Origin of the sequence: Geomonas azotofigens (assembly GCF_018919395.1) — a bacterium.
Taxonomy (GTDB): domain Bacteria; phylum Desulfobacterota; class Desulfuromonadia; order Geobacterales; family Geobacteraceae; genus Geomonas; species Geomonas azotofigens.
Genome location: NZ_JAHLME010000001.1, coordinates 557,262 through 571,901, shown reverse-complemented (window position 1 = coordinate 571,901; position 14,640 = coordinate 557,262). Strand labels below are relative to the sequence as shown.

Genomic DNA, 14,640 nt, shown 5'->3' with positions numbered 1-14,640 from the left:
GGACCATCCTCATCCATCCAGGTGCCAGGGGCATCTGGTGAGGATCCGGGTCAGGGCGTAGAAGTAGACCTCGGCGCGTCCCCGCATGTTCTGGCAGTATTCCGGGTGTGGCTGGCGTGGGTGGCCGGTCATGTCGTAGTGGGTGGCGTAGCAGCCTCCGGCGCAATCGTAGCGCAGCCAGCAGGTCTGGCAGGGGAGTTGACTGTCCACCTCGAACCCTTGCAGCGTGCGGTGCAGCGAGAGGGAGTCGTGGCCGGTCTGGCCCATGGCGAAGTCGTCGCGTTCCACGAAGGCGATGCAGGGGAATACCTCGCCGTGACTGTTGATTGCCAGCGTGTTGGTTCCAGCGCCGCAGGGGCGGGTGAAGCGGTTGGCGCGCCTGATGCGGTTGATGCTGTCCAGGAGGTTGGAAACGAAGGGGATATCGCGGGTGCTCTTGTAGCTGGCGATATAGTCGACGTAGTAATCGACGAACTCGCGCAGCTCGGCGAGCTGCCGTTGCGGAGGGACGATGAGCTTCTCGTAGATGGGGTTTTGGCGGTACCCCGGCTCGTGGCAGTACTCGAGCTGGATGCGACCGACGCCCAGGGTGGTGAGGTGGAGGAAGGTCTCCAGGTAGCTGTCGGAAAAGGTGGTCAGGGTGGCCCTGATCCCCAGCAGCTTCGGGTTGGGGAAGCTCCTGATGTTGTTGACGATGCGCTGCCAGGTTTCCTCTCCGTATTTTCCCGGGCGCTGCAGGTCGTGGATGCGTTGACTGCCGTCGAGGCTCACCCCCACCTGCGTGAAGTAGCGCGCCAGGTACTGCGCCGCGTGCCCTTCCAGGAGGGTGCCGTTGGTGTCCAGGGTCAGGTGGAAGTTCTTGCCCAGGCGGGGCTCGTGCTTCAGGAGCTCGCGGGCGATCTGCTGCAGGACGGGAAAATCGAGCAGCGGCTCGCCGCCGTAGAAGTTGATGAAGATCCTTTCCGCGCTCGAGCGCTCCACCAGGGACACGATCAGCTGCGTCGCCCGGCGGGCGGTCGGCCGCCCCATCAGGTGCCCGGGTTTGCCGAAGGTGCCGCCGCGGTTCCAGCAGTAGCAGCAGGCCATGTTGCAGGTCTGGGCGAGATAGATGGAAAAGGTCTGGAAGTTGTTTTCGCCGGGGGCAGCGTCCTGCTGGTGCGGGGCGGGGAGCGGAACGGCCAGCTCCCGGCCGAAAAGCTCGACCAGCTCCCTGTAGAGGGCGGCCTCCTCCGAGCAAAGCCACGGGGGCGGGGGGGTGCCGGGCGCCGGCAGGGCGGCGGCAGGCTCCTCGGGGAGGAATTCCCGGATGAGCCTTGCCGCGAGCGGGCTGACCTGGTAGAGCTTGGCCGAGCGGCTGAAGAACAGGTAGGTGCCGCCTCCCTGCTCGAAGCAGTGGTAGTCGCTCATGACGGTTCTCCGGCCGTGGCGAGCTTCATAACCTTTCGCTGTAAACCAGCAAGCCAGTCGGCACCATCCGCACCGAGTACTTGCGGTCGAGATCGACGATGAACCAGACTCTTCCGGACTGCTGTACGTTCAGTTTCGCCGCCGGGGAGAGCGGAGAGCCGTTGGCATCGAACTCCTGCCGCACTTCCCGCGAAATCTCCCCCTGGTCCAGCCCCAGCGCGTGCTCCAGCGGGAGGGAGAAGACATACATGTCGTTGGTCGGCAGGGTCATGCAGACGTTGTTGTAGGCCCTGAAGTTCTCCATCTGCTGCGGTGTGATGCAGCTGGCGACGATCTGGTCAGGCGACCAGCTTTGCGCCCGCCGCGTTTCCGGCTCCCCGCCCCCCTCCGAGACGAGTTTGAGGTGCCTGCTGTCGCCGATTTCCCCTCCTGCTTTCTCCTCGGTCATCGCTCTCTCCTTGCATGGATAGCATCCGGGCGGGGCGGGGTACTCCCCGGCAGCCGGTAGTCAGGTGACGCTTCCCCGCGGCCACCGCCCACATTCAGGCATACACGGCGATGCGCGCGGCGATCAACCGGACGGAGTAGGAGCGGGTCCCATCGGAGACCAGCCACAGCTTGCCCGGTTCCCGGACCGAGACGGTGGCCGCCGGACTCAAGGGGAGGTTCAACAGTTGCAGCCGTTGGCGCAGCAGGGCGGGCACGATTGCACGGTTCAGCTCCTCGGCATGCTCGGGAGGAAGGGTGCAAACCAGGGTGTCAGCGGGCGCGGCGCCCGGGCCGACGGCGGCGGGAAAGACGGTGTGCTGGGCCTCGGTGGTGCAGCTCTGGGTAGCCTGGATCGAATCGATGCAGACCAGCTCGGGAGTCCGGGCGTGGGAAGTCCCCCCTTCCGAGATCAGCCTGATATGGGAGGTGCCTCCGGTTTCGTGGTGGTGCAGGTCGTGGAAAGGGTCCCTCATGAGTGAATCTCCTCTGCCTCAACCTTTAATGTAGGAGCTTGGCGGCTCGGTTCGCGCTCCGGTCGCCTGGCAGACGCGTGTCTCTCCAAGGAGTTGGCAGCCGGCGTTGGATAAGCGGGGTGCCCCGAGCGAATTCATTATCCGGTAAAATTAGAGATTGTCAATGTTGTGAGGGGGAGTCTAATTGATTTTGCCAGGCGGAGGGGGGACACAATGAAAGCGGCGGAGGCCGAGGCCCCCGCCGAAATGCTGATCGGGCGGGAAAGGGGCTACTTCTTATGGCACTCGTTGCACTTGGTGGGCCCTTTGCCCTTGTCGGCGTGGCATCCCTTGCAGGTGCTGTGCGCCCAATCCTTGCCCAGCGCCGCGATCTTGCCGCCCTTGTCGGTTTCGTGGCAGTTGGTGCACTTCATCTCGGCCATGTCCTTGTGTTTCTTGTGCGGGAAGGTCACGTTGCCGTTCTTGGCCGGGAGCACCACCACGGTTTCGTCAGCGGCATAGGCCAATCCGGCACAGAAAAGGGTCAGGACTGCTGCTGCGATGGCTCTTCTCATGTTTTGCTCTCCTTTTCGCATGTAATGAGATAATACGCAGAAGAGGATACCGGTTAACCGAGCTATTGCAACGACATCCGGATTCTTAACTTGACAAAAGAGAAGCAGTCATTAGAAAGTGACGGAGAATCAAGGGACTAACGGGCCGTATGAAACCAGCAAGCGACATCATCAACATCCCCGTGGGGTACTTCGCCCTCCCCGTGCCGCGCACCGGGAGCATCGAGCCCCGCTCCGGGTACGACCGCTCCACCAGCGACGGGCAGGAGATCCACCAGCGGGTGCAAAGGCGGCGGGCGCAGGACGACCCGGCCTACCAGGCCGAGGTGCCGGTGGGGCGGCTGCTCGAGTGCGGCGGCTTCCGTTTCCAGGTCAACGGGCGCATGGACGGCATCTTCGCCCACGATCCTCCCTGGATCGAGGAGATCAAGAGCTGCTTCAACCTCTGGGATCTCAAACGGCGCCTGGCCGGTGGCTCGCTCCAGGAACCCTACTGCCTGCAGCTTTACACCTACGGCTACTTCCACTGGCTGGAGCACGGCGTGGTGCCGCGCCTTACCTTCCACCTGGTATCTTCGCGCAACGGGCACTCCGCGGACGTCGAGGTCCGGCTCGACCTGGACGAGTACCAGGCATGGTTCGATGCGCGGCTGGACGAGCTGGTCCGGGAGGCGGCCGCGGCGGCCAAGAGGGCGCAGCGCAGGCGGAAACTGGCGGCGGGTTTCCCGTTCCCCTTCGAGAAGCCGCGTCCCGGGCAGGTGGAGTTGATGCGGGAGGTCGATCTGGGGATGGCGCTGGGGCGCCGCATGCTGATCCAGGCGCCGACCGGGCTGGGGAAGACGGTGGGTGTGCTGCACCCGGTGCTCAAGGAGGCGCTCGGGCGCGGGCAGACGGTCTGCTACGTGACGCCGAAGAACAGCCAGCACGAGGTCGCCGAGGACGCGGTGCGCAGGTTCCGGGATGCGGGAAGCAAGCTGCGCTCGCTGACCATAACGGCCAAGAGCAAGATCTGCTTCAAGGACGAGCCGATCTGCACCCCGGACTACTGCGAGTATGCCCGTGACTATTACGCCAAGGTGGCGCGCCACGGCGTCGTGGAGCTGCTGGAGAAGAAAAGGAGCCTGAAAAGCCGCAGCTTCCGGCAGTTCGGCGAGGAATACCAGGTCTGCCCCTTCGAACTGCAGATCGACTGCGCCAAGCAGGCCGACGTCGTTATCTGCGACTACAACTACGTCTTCGCGCCGCGCTCGGCGCTGGGGCGTGCCGCCGGTCTCCCGGTGGACCAGGTGGGCAAGCCGAACCTGGTCATCGACGAGGCGCACAATCTCCCCTCCCGGGCCATGGAGTACTATTCCCCGAGGCTCTCCAGCGCGGTCCTGGAGGGGATGCGCGAGGACCTGGCCGGGGTGCCGCCGTCGTTTCAGCGCGAGGCCGCCGCGCTACTGGAGGAGTGCGTCGCGGCCGTGCTCTCCTGTCGCCGTGGGGAAGGTGGCAAGGCGGCCCGCATCGAGCCTCCTCTGGCGGTTTTCCTCGAACTGGACGGCAGGCTGCGTGGACTCCTGTCGCGCTACCTGGAGGCGGACCTCGAGATCCGGCAGGAGGACCCGGTGCTGCGTCTGTGCTACTACTGGTCCGAGTTCACCGAGACGCTGGAGTTCGCGGTGCGCTCGGAGCGCCAGGAATTCTTCACCTCCTACCAGCCGCACGGCGGCGGTGGCAGCGTCAAGGTGACCTGCTGCGACGCCTCGGAGCTGATCCGGGAGCGCTATGCCGATTACCAGCAGGTGGTGGGCTTCTCGGCGACGCTGAAGCCGATGGAGTACTACGCCAAGCTCTCCGGCCTCGACCCGGACCAGGTACGCTGGTCGGAGTTCCAAAGTCCCTTTCCGCCGGAGAGGCGCAAGCTCCTGATCATCCCGCAGGTTTCCACCCGCTATTCCCAGCGCGAGCGCAACTACGCCCGCATCGCCGACGCCCTGGCCCGCATCGTCGCGCTCAGGCGGGGCAACTACCTCGCCTTCTTTCCCAGTTTCACCTTCCTGGAGCGGGTGGCTGAGCTCTTTCGCGTGCCCGAGGGGTTCGAGGTGCTCCGGCAGGAGCGCAGCATGAAGGGGACGCGGACCGCCGAGTTCCTGGAGCAGCTACGGACGGGTGAGGTGCCCACGGTGGTGTTCGCGGTGCAGGGGGGATCTTTTTCCGAAGGGGTGGATTACGCGGGTGACATGGTGATCGGCGCCTTCGTGGTCGGGCCGCCGCTCCCCAACTACGACCTCGAGCGCGAGGAGATGCGGGCCTACTACCAGCGCCATTACGGCAAGGGGTTCGAGTACGCCTACACGATTCCCGCCATGTCCAAGGCGATCCAGTCGGCGGGGAGGGTGATCCGCTCCGAGACCGACCGCGGGGTGATCGTGCTCATGGACGACCGCTTCCTGGAGCAGGGGTACAGTTCCGCCATGCCGGCGGACTGGTTCGAGACGCGGGCGGAGGAGCTGGTGTCGGCGGCGATCCTGAAGGACATCAGCGAGTTCTGGGCCGGAGCTTCACAATCCTCTCTCCCTCTGGGAGAGGGCTAGGGTGAGGGGATTGCCGCCACCGCCTCCCTCACCCGCCCTTCGGGCACCCTCTCCCGGAGGGAGAGGGAAATAAAAAAAGCCGCCTCTGCGCTGCGAGAGGCGGCTTTTCTGTCGATTGCGGCCGGGCTATTTGCCCTGCACCACCAGGGCCTGGTAGGGCCATCCCTGCATGCCGTCCTCGAGGATGTGCATGCGGGCCTCGGCGATCCCCTTTCCTTTCAGGTAGTCGTAGGTGTTCTTGGCGCCGCCGCCCCCGCGTGGGCAGACGATGACGATCTCCTCGCGGGAGGCGGTGAGCTGCGGCAGCACCCGGTCCAGCTTCTGCTTGTCCTCGGCCGATTTCACCGGGAAAGCGTTGGTCTGGACGGCGCCCTTGAAGTGGTGCTGCTGGAACTCGGCCGGGACCTGGATGTCGACGATCTGCACCTTTTTGCCCGTCTCCAGCCATTTCTTGAAGTCGCCGGGCGCCACGTACTGGTAGTTGCCGCCAAAGAGGTTCGCGGCGAAAGCCGCCGTCGCGGCGAGGGTCACCGCAAGTACCAGGGTAAGGGCCACAATTCTTCTCATCGTTATCTCTCCTGTATCGTTATCTACCGGGCCTTCCGCCCGTTTTGCCACTTCCAAGGTTGCATCCGCGTCAGGGGGTGCCGGCGTGCAAGGCGGCACCGAGCGCGCCGGTTATGGAAGGATCCTCCGGGACCAGCACCGGCACCCCCAGCGCCCGCTCCAGCATCGCCACCAGCGTCTTGTTGTTGGCAACGCCGCCGGTGAACACCAGGTGCTGACAGTCGCAGGTTTTTTGAACCATCGCGGCGAGTCTCGAGGCGACGGCGAGGTGTACCGAGCGGGCGATATCGCCAGGCGGAACGCCCCGGTTCTTCAGCGAGACCACCTCGGATTCGGCGAATACCGCGCACATGCTGTTGATGGCGGTGCCGGCCTGGGCTCGTGCCGCGGCCAAACCGAATTCTTTCAGGTCGTACCCAAGCGAAACCGCCATCATCTCCAGGAACCGTCCGGTGCCCGCCGCGCACTTGTCGTTCATCTGGAAGTTGACGATGCGACCGTTCTCGCTCAACTGGATCACCTTGCTGTCCTGCCCCCCCACGTCGAGAACGGTCCGGCAGTGGGGGAACAGGTGCCGCGCCCCCAGGGCATGAGCCTTGATCTCGGTGATGATGTCGAGATCGGCGTGCTGCTGCATCAGGTGCCGTCCGTAGCCGGTCGCCACCACCCGCGCCCGCGGATGGTCGCCAAGTAGCTCCAACGCCTGGCGGTGCGGCTCGAACCCGCTTTCCACGACGCGGCGCTGCAGCATGGCACCACCCTTGAGGGCGACGGTCTTGATGGTGCGCGAGCCGAGATCGATCCCCACCTGCATGGGCTACCCCTTGATCTGCTCGAGGAACGCCTCGACCCGCGTCTGCAGTTGGCCGACGTCGTCGGGTGAGTAGTCGGTTTCGATGGCCATGAACGGGATGCCCCGGGCCTCGCACGCCTCCCTCAGCTTCACCGCCTCGATGTTGTAGGTGTGGCAGAACTGAAGGCAGTAATCGATGATCCCCTCCGCCCCGGACGCCTCGTACTCCGTGAACACCTGGGCGATGCGGTCGTCGTTGGGGGTGAAGCAGGAGCAATCGATCTTCATGTAGCGCTGGGTGAGCCTGTCCAGCTGCCCTTCGAGGTCGGTTGCCCCCTCGTCGATCAGGTCCTTGTAGTAGCGGGTGCCGATGCAGCTTTCCTCGTTGACCACGATGGCGCCGGCCGACTCGATGATATGGTGCAGTTTCCAGTTCGGTAACGCCATCGGCGTGCCCGAGACCATGATGCGCGGGGTGGCGGTCGGCGCGACCGCGACTCCGCGGCCGATGCGCTGCTCCAGTTCGTCGCACAGCTCGTGCACCTGTTTCGCGAAGCGAACCGGCTCGTCGTAGAAGGCGATCTGTTCGATGAGCAGCATGTCCTTGCCGCTTATGGGCGATGGGTTGTGGTGGCGCAGGGAGTTCAGGCGCTGCAGGGCGAAGCGCTTGGCGTTGATGGTCTTGATCCCGGCGGCCACGGCATCGAAATCGGCGACGGTGTCGGTGATACGCTCCACGGCCGCCTTGAAATCCTTCACCTCGTCCAGCCAGAGCCGCTTGTCGCGCTCCCGCTTCATCTGCGGGATCTCCATGATGTGGGTCGGCACGTAGCGGTCCAGGAGCTCCCAGGTCTTCTTCTTGGCGTCGCAGGTGGTTTCGCCGTAGACCAGGTCGACCACCTGGAAATAGGGGCAGATCCTGCCTACTTTGAAGCCGAAGGCGGACTTTACCATCGGGCAGATGTTGCGCGGCAGTATCTTCTCGGCGTCGGCGATGGACCCCTGGGCGCCGCCGCAAAGCCCGATGCAGATCCCGCCGGCCGCGACCACCAGCTCCTCGGGGACATAGACGCAGAAGGTGCCGATGACCGGCCTTCCTCCCTGCTTGGCGTCGTAGATCTCCCGGATGCGCCCGGTGTGGATGTTGGCAACCATGTCATCGAAGTAGGCCATGTTGTTCGGGCGGTTGTGCTGGGACAGAAAGATGTTCTTGTACGCGTTGGTCAGCATGGCGGGCATACCGGAAAAACGCTCGACGTCCATGCCCAGCTGCTCCCAGAGTACCCGATCGGATTTCACCTCGAACTCGTCGCTCATGCACCCTCCCGTGACATAAAATTGCAAAATGTATATATGTGCAGAAAGAGGATAAGTCAAACCGATAGTTTCGATAAAAGCTCTTAGTTTTATCGGTTTGACCGATAATTGCGGCGCGAGCAAAAGAAAAGCCCCCGTGGTGACGGGGGCTTTAAGGGCGAGGGGGCGGTCGTATTGTTACCGAGGGCCCTGGCGGGATGGGACGACCACGTGCCGCACCGCCATGTCGACCACCGGCAGCGGAGGGACCCCCTTCAACCCGTAGATCTTTTCCAAGTCGATATCCTTGGGAACAGCCTTCAAAAGCGCCTCGGCAACTTTCTGGTCCGCCTGACGGTAGCGGAGCTTCGCCTCGATGTTCAGCTTCCTCACCCCCTTAAGCGGAGGGACGCCGTAATGCACGTCCTTGTACCCCTTGGGAGGGATGGTGTCGTGCCGGGAAAAGGAGGTGACCACCCAGGGATCGACGGCGAAATGAAAGTTGTCCCCCATGCCGTCGGAATTGAAGAGCCTGGCATCGGCGGGAAGGGAACCGTCCGCGCCGACCTGGCCGCTGCTGAGGAGGGTCCTGCCGGCGTCATCCGTGGCCACTATCTCTAGCCACATCTGGCGCACGTTGGTGAGCGAGGTGGGGAGGTTGTGTCCGGCGCGCAGGTTTTTCACGCGGACTTGCAGTTCGCTGAGTGCCCCCTTGCGGTAGACAGGGGTGATCTCGACCGCCGCCGCGGATTTGAGACGGTCGACGGCCATCGCGTACTGCTTCATCAAGAGCTTGGCCTGTTCCTGGTTCCCCGCCTTGGTGGCGGCACCGGCGGCAAGATAGCTCAGGAGATAGTTGGCGCCGTTGAAATAGTGGCGATATTGCTGGCGCTGCGGCTTGGTGAACCCGTCCGCGGCCGCCATGAAGGTCGAGGTGTCAACCATATGGCAGTCCTGGCAGAGGATGTCGCGCTGGGCGTAGGGGCCGTGCTTCCATTCGAGGTAGGTGGCTTCGAGCGGGAAATGTGCGTCGTAGTGGTAGACCTGATGGCAGGAGGCGCACAGGTCGGCCTGCAGGTGCAAGGGGCTCTGAACGCAGTCGTGGAAGCCACCGCCGCAATCCTCGCCGGGTTTGAAGGGGCCGCGCTTGACAAAGCGCGGGCCGTCCTTGGTCTCGGCTCCGGGTGCGAGGATGAAGGAGCCGTTCTCAGGTTCGTGGGACGGCGTCTGCCAGTGCGTGACGCCGCTTACGGAGTGGCAGATGTCGCAGGAAACTCCCGCCAGCGCCATCTCGCTCAGCCCCGCGTTGCCGGACCCCTTTACCTCGCCGGTGGCCACGCCGGCGGGGGTGTGGCATCCCTCGCATTGACGGGAAATCTCGTGGCCCACCGCCTTGACCGCCTTGTTAAGTTCACCCTGGTAGACGGGGTCCTGGAAGGCGAGCTGGTGCACGGAGCCGCTCCATTCCTGGTACTGCTTCTCATGACACCCTTGGCAGACGCTGGGGGGGGTGAATTCGAGGACCGACCTGTCCCACTTGAGGAGGGAGGGGTAGTAGGGGTAAAAGTCGCGGTTGACGTCGAAGACGGCGGAAGCGGCGGACGCGGCCTGCGCCATGCTCGCCAGGGCGGCGAAAGTTACCAAGGTGACAAGCTTGAGGGCGAGACTTTTCCTGGACGTCACGATTTCTCCTTTTACGCTAGCCGCTGGATCGGAGGGCGGCGGCCGCGACTACTCGGTATCAGGCGTCTGACAATCCCTCGGCGCGTCGGGGCAGCGCAGTTTCCGGCTCAGGCACTGCTTAACCTTCCGGATCGCCTCCTGGTCGTCGGGGAAGAGATCGAAGGGGAGGTGCTCCCCGGTCTGCTTGTAGATCTGGTACCTGTTGCAGCTTTGGTAGTCACCGAAGCAGAGTTTACTTTGAATGTACTGTGCCGCCTTGGGGAGGTCCTTCATGTTGTCCTTGAAGAACTGGCAGCATTCGACGAGTTCGCACGCCATGATACACACCTCGAATCTAATCTCACACGTATTGCCGGGCCGGCCGAACCGGCCCTGCCACGGGCGCCGCCGGAGCTGGTGCACGTGGCGGCAGAACTGCTCTGCGGCGACGCCGCCTCAGGCCCCGCCGCGTATCCGGTCCAGCGTCGCGGCTATGGTGGCGGCGCTCACCGAATCACCGAAACAGCCCGCTCCGGCGTAACTGTCGAAATCCTCCACCTGGCGCAGGAGAAGCGCGAGCCGGTCATCCCGGCCCTGGACCGGTGTTGGGGCAGCGCGGAGTGCGATGATCTCCTCGACGAGCCAGGCGGGGAGATCGGCTTCCTCGTGTTGGCGCCGTGCTGTTGCAACGAGCTGCTCGAGCAACTCCATGGCTACTCCTTTGCCGGACCGGTGGAGGGTCTGGTAGCGGCTTGTCCCGGCCCTCCGGAGATCGCCAGGGCCTTTTGCTGTACCAAGGCGTCGGCCACCTTGCTTCGGGCCGACGCCAGCAGGCGCTGCACGGTGCCGCGGGACACCCCCATGCAGGCACCGGCCTCTTCCTGCGTCTTACCCTGCCCGTCGCACAGGTGCAGGGCATCCAGTTCGTCATGGGCGAGTTGCACCAGGTCCAAATCCTTGAGCGGCGTTCCCGCCGGCTTGAACACCGCGGCGAAGCCGGAGCGATGCGGACAGATACAGGTCCTGGGCTTGCGCGGACGCGGCACGGCTAGTGGGAGCACCCATGGTTATGGCCATGGCCACCGCAGGTATGCCCCGGCAGGTACTCCTGGAGCAGGTTCTCTTTCAAAAGGGCGAGGTTGTCGGCAACCGTACCCGCTCCGGCACGAAACACCCTCATCCCGGCCGCGTTCAGCTTGTGCAGCGCGCCACCCCCTATCCCGCCGACCACCACCGCGTCAACCTGGTGCCCGCCGAGCCCGGCCACGGGGTTACAGGCCCCATGCTGGTGCACGCGGTCGCCGTTGTCGATGGCGGTGCACTCACCGGTGACGCTGTCCACCACGACAAACCCGGGAGCCGAGCCGAAATGGCCGTAAACTGCGCTTAAGAGACCGCGGTCATGCTCGACGGGAAAACAAATTTTCATGAGTAAACTCCGGGGATATTGTGTATATGCACAAGGCACAACTAACATTCAGAAAGGTATATGTCAATATCTTTGAAAGGAAAGATGCCATTTTCTCGCATCAACTGTGTGGAAATCCCCGCCGGAACCGATGGATGACAGGTACTAGATTTGCTTTGACCCCGGCTGCACACAGGTGGTATAAGTGCCGCGAGCTTCCGCTGTTGAGTCTTTTTTTTCCGTGGCCATGCACGTAGCGGTTATGCGCAGGAGCCTTGCTTGCCATGCTGACCAGAATCATCCTCTTACTGCTGGTCTTCATCCTGCCCACCTCGGGTTTTGCGGCGCAGTCGACCGCTCCCGCCTCTCCCTCCCGCGTCATCGTCGTCGGAGGCAACAGCAACTATCCCCCCTACCAGTTTCTGGACAAGTACGGACAGCCCGCGGGCTACATCGTCGACCTCACCAAGGCCATCGCCGGCGTCATGGGGATGCAGGTCGAGATCCGGTTGGGCGACTTTGGAGCCATTCAGAAGCAGCTCGACAGCGGCGAGGTGGATGTCCTGGAGGGGCTCTCCTTTTCGGAATCCCGCGCCCGGCAATACGATTTTTCCACTCCCCATTCCATCATCGTGCAAGCAATCTTCGCCAGGAAGGGAACGGCCAAAGTCCAGAGCCTGGACGAGCTGAAGGGAAAAAAGGTGCTGGTGCACCGCGGCGGAGGGATGCACAACTACCTGAGGGAGAAGGGGTGGGAGCGCGACCTGGTGCTCACCGACAGCCCGCGCGAGACCCTTGAGCAACTCGCCCGGGGGGATTGCGACTACGCGGTGCTCGCACTGCTGCCCGGCATGCACATCATCCGCGAGGAGAAGCTGGAGAACATCGTGCCGATGGCGAGCAATGTGGCGCCCCAGCGGTACTACTGCTACGCGGTGAAAAAGGGAAACGCGGAACTGCTGGCCCAGTTCAACGAAGGGCTCAGCATCCTGAAGAAGACCGGCCAGTTCGACGAGATCTACAACAAGTGGATCGGTGTATTGGAACCGCAGAAGACCTCCTGGCTCGTAATCGCCAAGTACGCGGCGCTGGTGGTGATACCCCTCTCCCTGATCCTGGCGGCGACGGTGCTTTGGTCGTACTCCCTGCGCCGGCAGGTGGCGCAGCGCACGGAGTCGCTCTCGAATGCCCTGGCCGAGTTGCAGAGAAACCAGCAGCAACTGGTGCAGGCGGACAAGATGGCGGCGCTCGGGATACTGGTATCCGGGGTCGCCCACGAGATCAACAATCCCACGGGCATCATCCTGATGAACATGCCGACCTTGAAGAAAATTTTTCGGGATGCGGAGCGGATCCTGGACCGCTACCAGGAGCAAGAGGGGGACTTCTCCCTGGGAGGGATCAGGTACCAGCGGGTTCGGCAGGAGGTGCCGCTCATCCTGGACGAGATACAGGACGGCGCGCACCGCATCAAGAAGACCGTGGACGACCTGAAGAACTTTGCCAGGAAGGACGATGAGGCGCGCAAGGAACCGCTGGACTTCAACGACGTGGTGCAGACGGCGGTGCGCCTGGTGGATGTGGCTACCCGGAAATTCACCAGTAATTTCAGCGCGAGTTACGGCAACGGCCTCCCGCCGGTCTATGGCAACGTGCAACGATTGGAGCAGGTGGTGGTGAACCTCATCATGAACGCCGGCCAGGCGCTGCCGGACCCGAGCCGCGCCATCGAGGTCGCCACGAGCTATGACGCGGCGGCGGGGAAGGTGGTGCTGAAGGTGCGGGACCAGGGAAGCGGCATCGCTCCCGAGCACCTGCAGCACCTGACCGACCCATTCTTCACCACCAAGCGCGAGAGCGGAGGAACCGGCCTCGGTCTCTCCATTTCGGCGAACATCATCAAGGACCACGGCGGCGACCTCGGTTTCGAGTCGAGCCCCGGCGAGGGGACCACGGTCACCCTTTCTCTACCGGCTGCCGTGGCAGGGAGTAAAAATGGAAAGTGAGCTCTACCCGTCCTTCCGGGTGTTGCTGGTGGATGACGAGCCGGCCTGGCTGCGTTCGCTCTCGCTGGCGCTGGAAAGTAGCGCGGGGATCACCAACGTGGAAACGTGCAGCGACAGCCGCCAGGTCCTTGAGCTGATGGCGCAGCGGGACTTCGGCCTGGTCTTGCTCGACCTCACCATGCCGCACGTTTCCGGGGAAGAGCTGCTGACCCAGATCGGGGAGCGTTATCCCGGGGTGGCCGTGATAGTCGTCAGCGGCCTGAACCAGGTGGGGAAGGTGGTGACCTGCATGAGGCTCGGCGCCCACGACTACTACGTGAAGACCGACGACGAGGAGCGCATCGTCTGCGGCGTGGTGCGGGCCATCAAGCATCTCGAGTTGCAGCGGGAAAACAAGGAGATGACGCAGCGCTTCGTCTCGTGCGAGCTCAAGCACCCGGAGGCCTTCTCCGCCATCTGCACCGCCGATCGCGCCATGCAGGCCATGTTCGCCTACATCGAGGCGGTGGCGAAGAGCCCGCTCCCCTTGCTGATCACCGGCGAGAGCGGATCCGGCAAGGAACTGCTGGCGCAGGCCACGCACCGGCTCAGCGGCTGCAAAGGGGAGATGGTCGCGGTCAACGTGGCCGGACTCGACGACACCGTTTTCGCCGACACCCTGTTCGGGCATCTGCGCGGCGCCTTCACCGGTGCCGAAGGGGTGCGCCGCGGCATGATCGAGGCGGCTGCCAACGGCACCCTCTTCCTGGACGAGATCGGGGACCTGAGCATACCGTCCCAGGTCAAACTTTTGCGGCTGCTCCAGGAGGGTGAATATTTTCCGCTGGGGAGCGACCAACCCAAACGGCTGAAGGCGCGCGTCGTGGTGGCGACCCACCAGAACCTGGAGGCGAAAGTGGCCGAAGGGACCTTCCGGCGCGACCTGTTTTACCGGCTGCGCGCTCACCACGTCGAAGTCCCGCCGCTGCGCGAGCGCAAGGGGGACATCCCCTACCTCCTGGACCTGTTCCTGGAGGAGGCGGCCGGGACGCTGGGGAAGAAGAAGCCGACTCCTCCGCCGGGGCTCGTGCAGCTGCTGTCGACCTATGGCTTTCCGGGAAACGTCCGCGAGTTCAAGGCGATGGTCTTCGACGCGGTGAGCACGCACAAGGAGCGCATGCTTTCCATGGAGAGCTTCGTGAAATCGATCAGCGCCTCCGGCGGGGCGGTGGCGGAGCGCCTCCCGGACCAGAATCCGTTTGCCTCGTTCGAGCCCCTGCCGACCTTTGCCAACGCGGCCGGATACCTGCTTGAAGAAGCGATGAAACGTGCCGGCGGCAACCAGACCCTCGCCGCACGGCTCCTCGGCATCTCACAGCCTTCCCTCTGGAAACGCCTCAAGCTCTCCCGCCGCTGAACCCCTATTGCCG

The 14,640-nt window shown here is 63.8% G+C and carries 15 protein-coding genes; 3 read left to right on the top strand and 12 right to left on the bottom strand.

The genetic code is table 11. The annotated features are described in order from the left end of the window. Positions 1-9: 9 nt before the first annotated feature. The 4 genes from KOL99_RS02575 to KOL99_RS02560 all read right to left on the bottom strand — a co-directional run bounded on the left by KOL99_RS02575 (position 10) and on the right by KOL99_RS02560 (position 2,923). A complete protein-coding gene (locus tag KOL99_RS02575) occupies positions 10-1,407 on the bottom strand; it encodes a radical SAM/SPASM domain-containing protein (protein WP_216508929.1) in 1,398 nt (465 codons plus the stop codon). Positions 1,408-1,432: 25 nt separating this feature from the next. Continuing rightward, on the bottom strand, positions 1,433-1,855 hold the full coding sequence (locus KOL99_RS02570) for a hypothetical protein (protein WP_216508928.1): 423 nt from the start codon (positions 1,853-1,855) through the stop codon (positions 1,433-1,435). A gap of 94 nt (positions 1,856-1,949) precedes the next feature. After that, positions 1,950-2,369: a hypothetical protein gene (locus tag KOL99_RS02565; RefSeq protein WP_216508927.1), complete on the bottom strand. Its 420-nt coding sequence runs from the start codon at positions 2,367-2,369 to the stop codon at positions 1,950-1,952. A gap of 269 nt (positions 2,370-2,638) precedes the next feature. Further along, positions 2,639-2,923 (bottom strand): cytochrome c7, encoded by a 285-nt coding sequence (locus KOL99_RS02560; protein ID WP_216508926.1) that lies wholly within the window; start codon positions 2,921-2,923, stop codon positions 2,639-2,641. Between the two features lie 149 nt (positions 2,924-3,072). Between KOL99_RS02560 and KOL99_RS02555 the strand changes: the two genes are divergently transcribed. After that, the gene (locus tag KOL99_RS02555) at positions 3,073-5,499 is read left to right on the top strand and encodes an ATP-dependent DNA helicase (RefSeq protein WP_216508925.1); all 2,427 of its coding nucleotides are present in this window, start codon (positions 3,073-3,075) and stop codon (positions 5,497-5,499) included. Positions 5,500-5,625: 126 nt separating this feature from the next. Here the strand turns inward: KOL99_RS02555 and KOL99_RS02550 are convergent, their stop codons facing one another. The 8 genes from KOL99_RS02550 to KOL99_RS02515 form a co-directional block, all read right to left on the bottom strand. Then, positions 5,626-6,066 carry a rhodanese-like domain-containing protein gene (locus KOL99_RS02550; protein ID WP_216508924.1) on the bottom strand — a complete coding sequence of 147 codons (441 nt, stop codon included), beginning with the start codon at positions 6,064-6,066 and terminating at the stop codon, positions 5,626-5,628. A 70-nt stretch (positions 6,067-6,136) separates the two neighbouring features. Further along, complete coding sequence (locus KOL99_RS02545; protein WP_216508923.1) at positions 6,137-6,880, bottom strand: acyl-CoA dehydratase activase; 744 nt, start codon at positions 6,878-6,880, stop codon at positions 6,137-6,139. Positions 6,881-6,883: 3 nt separating this feature from the next. Then, entirely contained in the window at positions 6,884-8,176 is a 1,293-nt protein-coding gene (locus KOL99_RS02540) for a double-cubane-cluster-containing anaerobic reductase (RefSeq protein ID WP_216508922.1), read from the bottom strand. Positions 8,177-8,353: 177 nt separating this feature from the next. After that, positions 8,354-9,838, bottom strand: a complete 1,485-nt coding sequence (locus KOL99_RS02535; protein ID WP_328759485.1) for a cytochrome c family protein — start codon at positions 9,836-9,838, stop codon at positions 8,354-8,356. 48 nt (positions 9,839-9,886) lie between these two features. Further along, on the bottom strand, positions 9,887-10,156 hold the full coding sequence (locus KOL99_RS02530) for a hypothetical protein (RefSeq protein WP_216508921.1): 270 nt from the start codon (positions 10,154-10,156) through the stop codon (positions 9,887-9,889). A 117-nt stretch (positions 10,157-10,273) separates the two neighbouring features. Next, a complete protein-coding gene (locus KOL99_RS02525) occupies positions 10,274-10,528 on the bottom strand; it encodes a GSU3529 family protein (protein ID WP_216508920.1) in 255 nt (84 codons plus the stop codon). Positions 10,529-10,530: 2 nt separating this feature from the next. Continuing rightward, complete coding sequence (locus KOL99_RS02520) at positions 10,531-10,863, bottom strand: DUF134 domain-containing protein (RefSeq protein ID WP_216508919.1); 333 nt, start codon at positions 10,861-10,863, stop codon at positions 10,531-10,533. A 2-nt stretch (positions 10,864-10,865) separates the two neighbouring features. Further along, on the bottom strand, positions 10,866-11,246 hold the full coding sequence (locus KOL99_RS02515; RefSeq protein ID WP_216508918.1) for a NifB/NifX family molybdenum-iron cluster-binding protein: 381 nt from the start codon (positions 11,244-11,246) through the stop codon (positions 10,866-10,868). A 263-nt stretch (positions 11,247-11,509) separates the two neighbouring features. On the opposite strand from KOL99_RS02515, the gene KOL99_RS02510 reads away from it, so the two are divergent. Then, entirely contained in the window at positions 11,510-13,231 is a 1,722-nt protein-coding gene (locus KOL99_RS02510; RefSeq protein WP_216508917.1) for a transporter substrate-binding domain-containing protein, read from the top strand. After that, on the top strand, positions 13,221-14,627 hold the full coding sequence (locus KOL99_RS02505; RefSeq protein WP_216508916.1) for a sigma-54-dependent transcriptional regulator: 1,407 nt from the start codon (positions 13,221-13,223) through the stop codon (positions 14,625-14,627). Before KOL99_RS02510 ends, KOL99_RS02505 begins: the two co-directional genes overlap by 11 nt. The last annotated feature ends 13 nt before the right edge of the window (positions 14,628-14,640 follow it).

Coding starts and splice junctions, on each gene's coding strand:
- KOL99_RS02575 (WP_216508929.1), bottom strand. CDS start 1,407: ATGAGCGACTACCACTGCTTCGAGCAGGGAGGCGGCACCTACCTGTTC.
- KOL99_RS02570 (WP_216508928.1), bottom strand. CDS start 1,855: ATGACCGAGGAGAAAGCAGGAGGGGAAATCGGCGACAGCAGGCACCTC.
- KOL99_RS02565 (WP_216508927.1), bottom strand. CDS start 2,369: ATGAGGGACCCTTTCCACGACCTGCACCACCACGAAACCGGAGGCACC.
- KOL99_RS02560 (WP_216508926.1), bottom strand. CDS start 2,923: ATGAGAAGAGCCATCGCAGCAGCAGTCCTGACCCTTTTCTGTGCCGGA.
- KOL99_RS02555 (WP_216508925.1), top strand. CDS start 3,073: ATGAAACCAGCAAGCGACATCATCAACATCCCCGTGGGGTACTTCGCC.
- KOL99_RS02550 (WP_216508924.1), bottom strand. CDS start 6,066: ATGAGAAGAATTGTGGCCCTTACCCTGGTACTTGCGGTGACCCTCGCC.
- KOL99_RS02545 (WP_216508923.1), bottom strand. CDS start 6,880: ATGCAGGTGGGGATCGATCTCGGCTCGCGCACCATCAAGACCGTCGCC.
- KOL99_RS02540 (WP_216508922.1), bottom strand. CDS start 8,176: ATGAGCGACGAGTTCGAGGTGAAATCCGATCGGGTACTCTGGGAGCAG.
- KOL99_RS02530 (WP_216508921.1), bottom strand. CDS start 10,156: ATGGCGTGCGAACTCGTCGAATGCTGCCAGTTCTTCAAGGACAACATG.
- KOL99_RS02525 (WP_216508920.1), bottom strand. CDS start 10,528: ATGGAGTTGCTCGAGCAGCTCGTTGCAACAGCACGGCGCCAACACGAG.
- KOL99_RS02515 (WP_216508918.1), bottom strand. CDS start 11,246: ATGAAAATTTGTTTTCCCGTCGAGCATGACCGCGGTCTCTTAAGCGCA.
- KOL99_RS02510 (WP_216508917.1), top strand. CDS start 11,510: ATGCTGACCAGAATCATCCTCTTACTGCTGGTCTTCATCCTGCCCACC.
- KOL99_RS02505 (WP_216508916.1), top strand. CDS start 13,221: ATGGAAAGTGAGCTCTACCCGTCCTTCCGGGTGTTGCTGGTGGATGAC.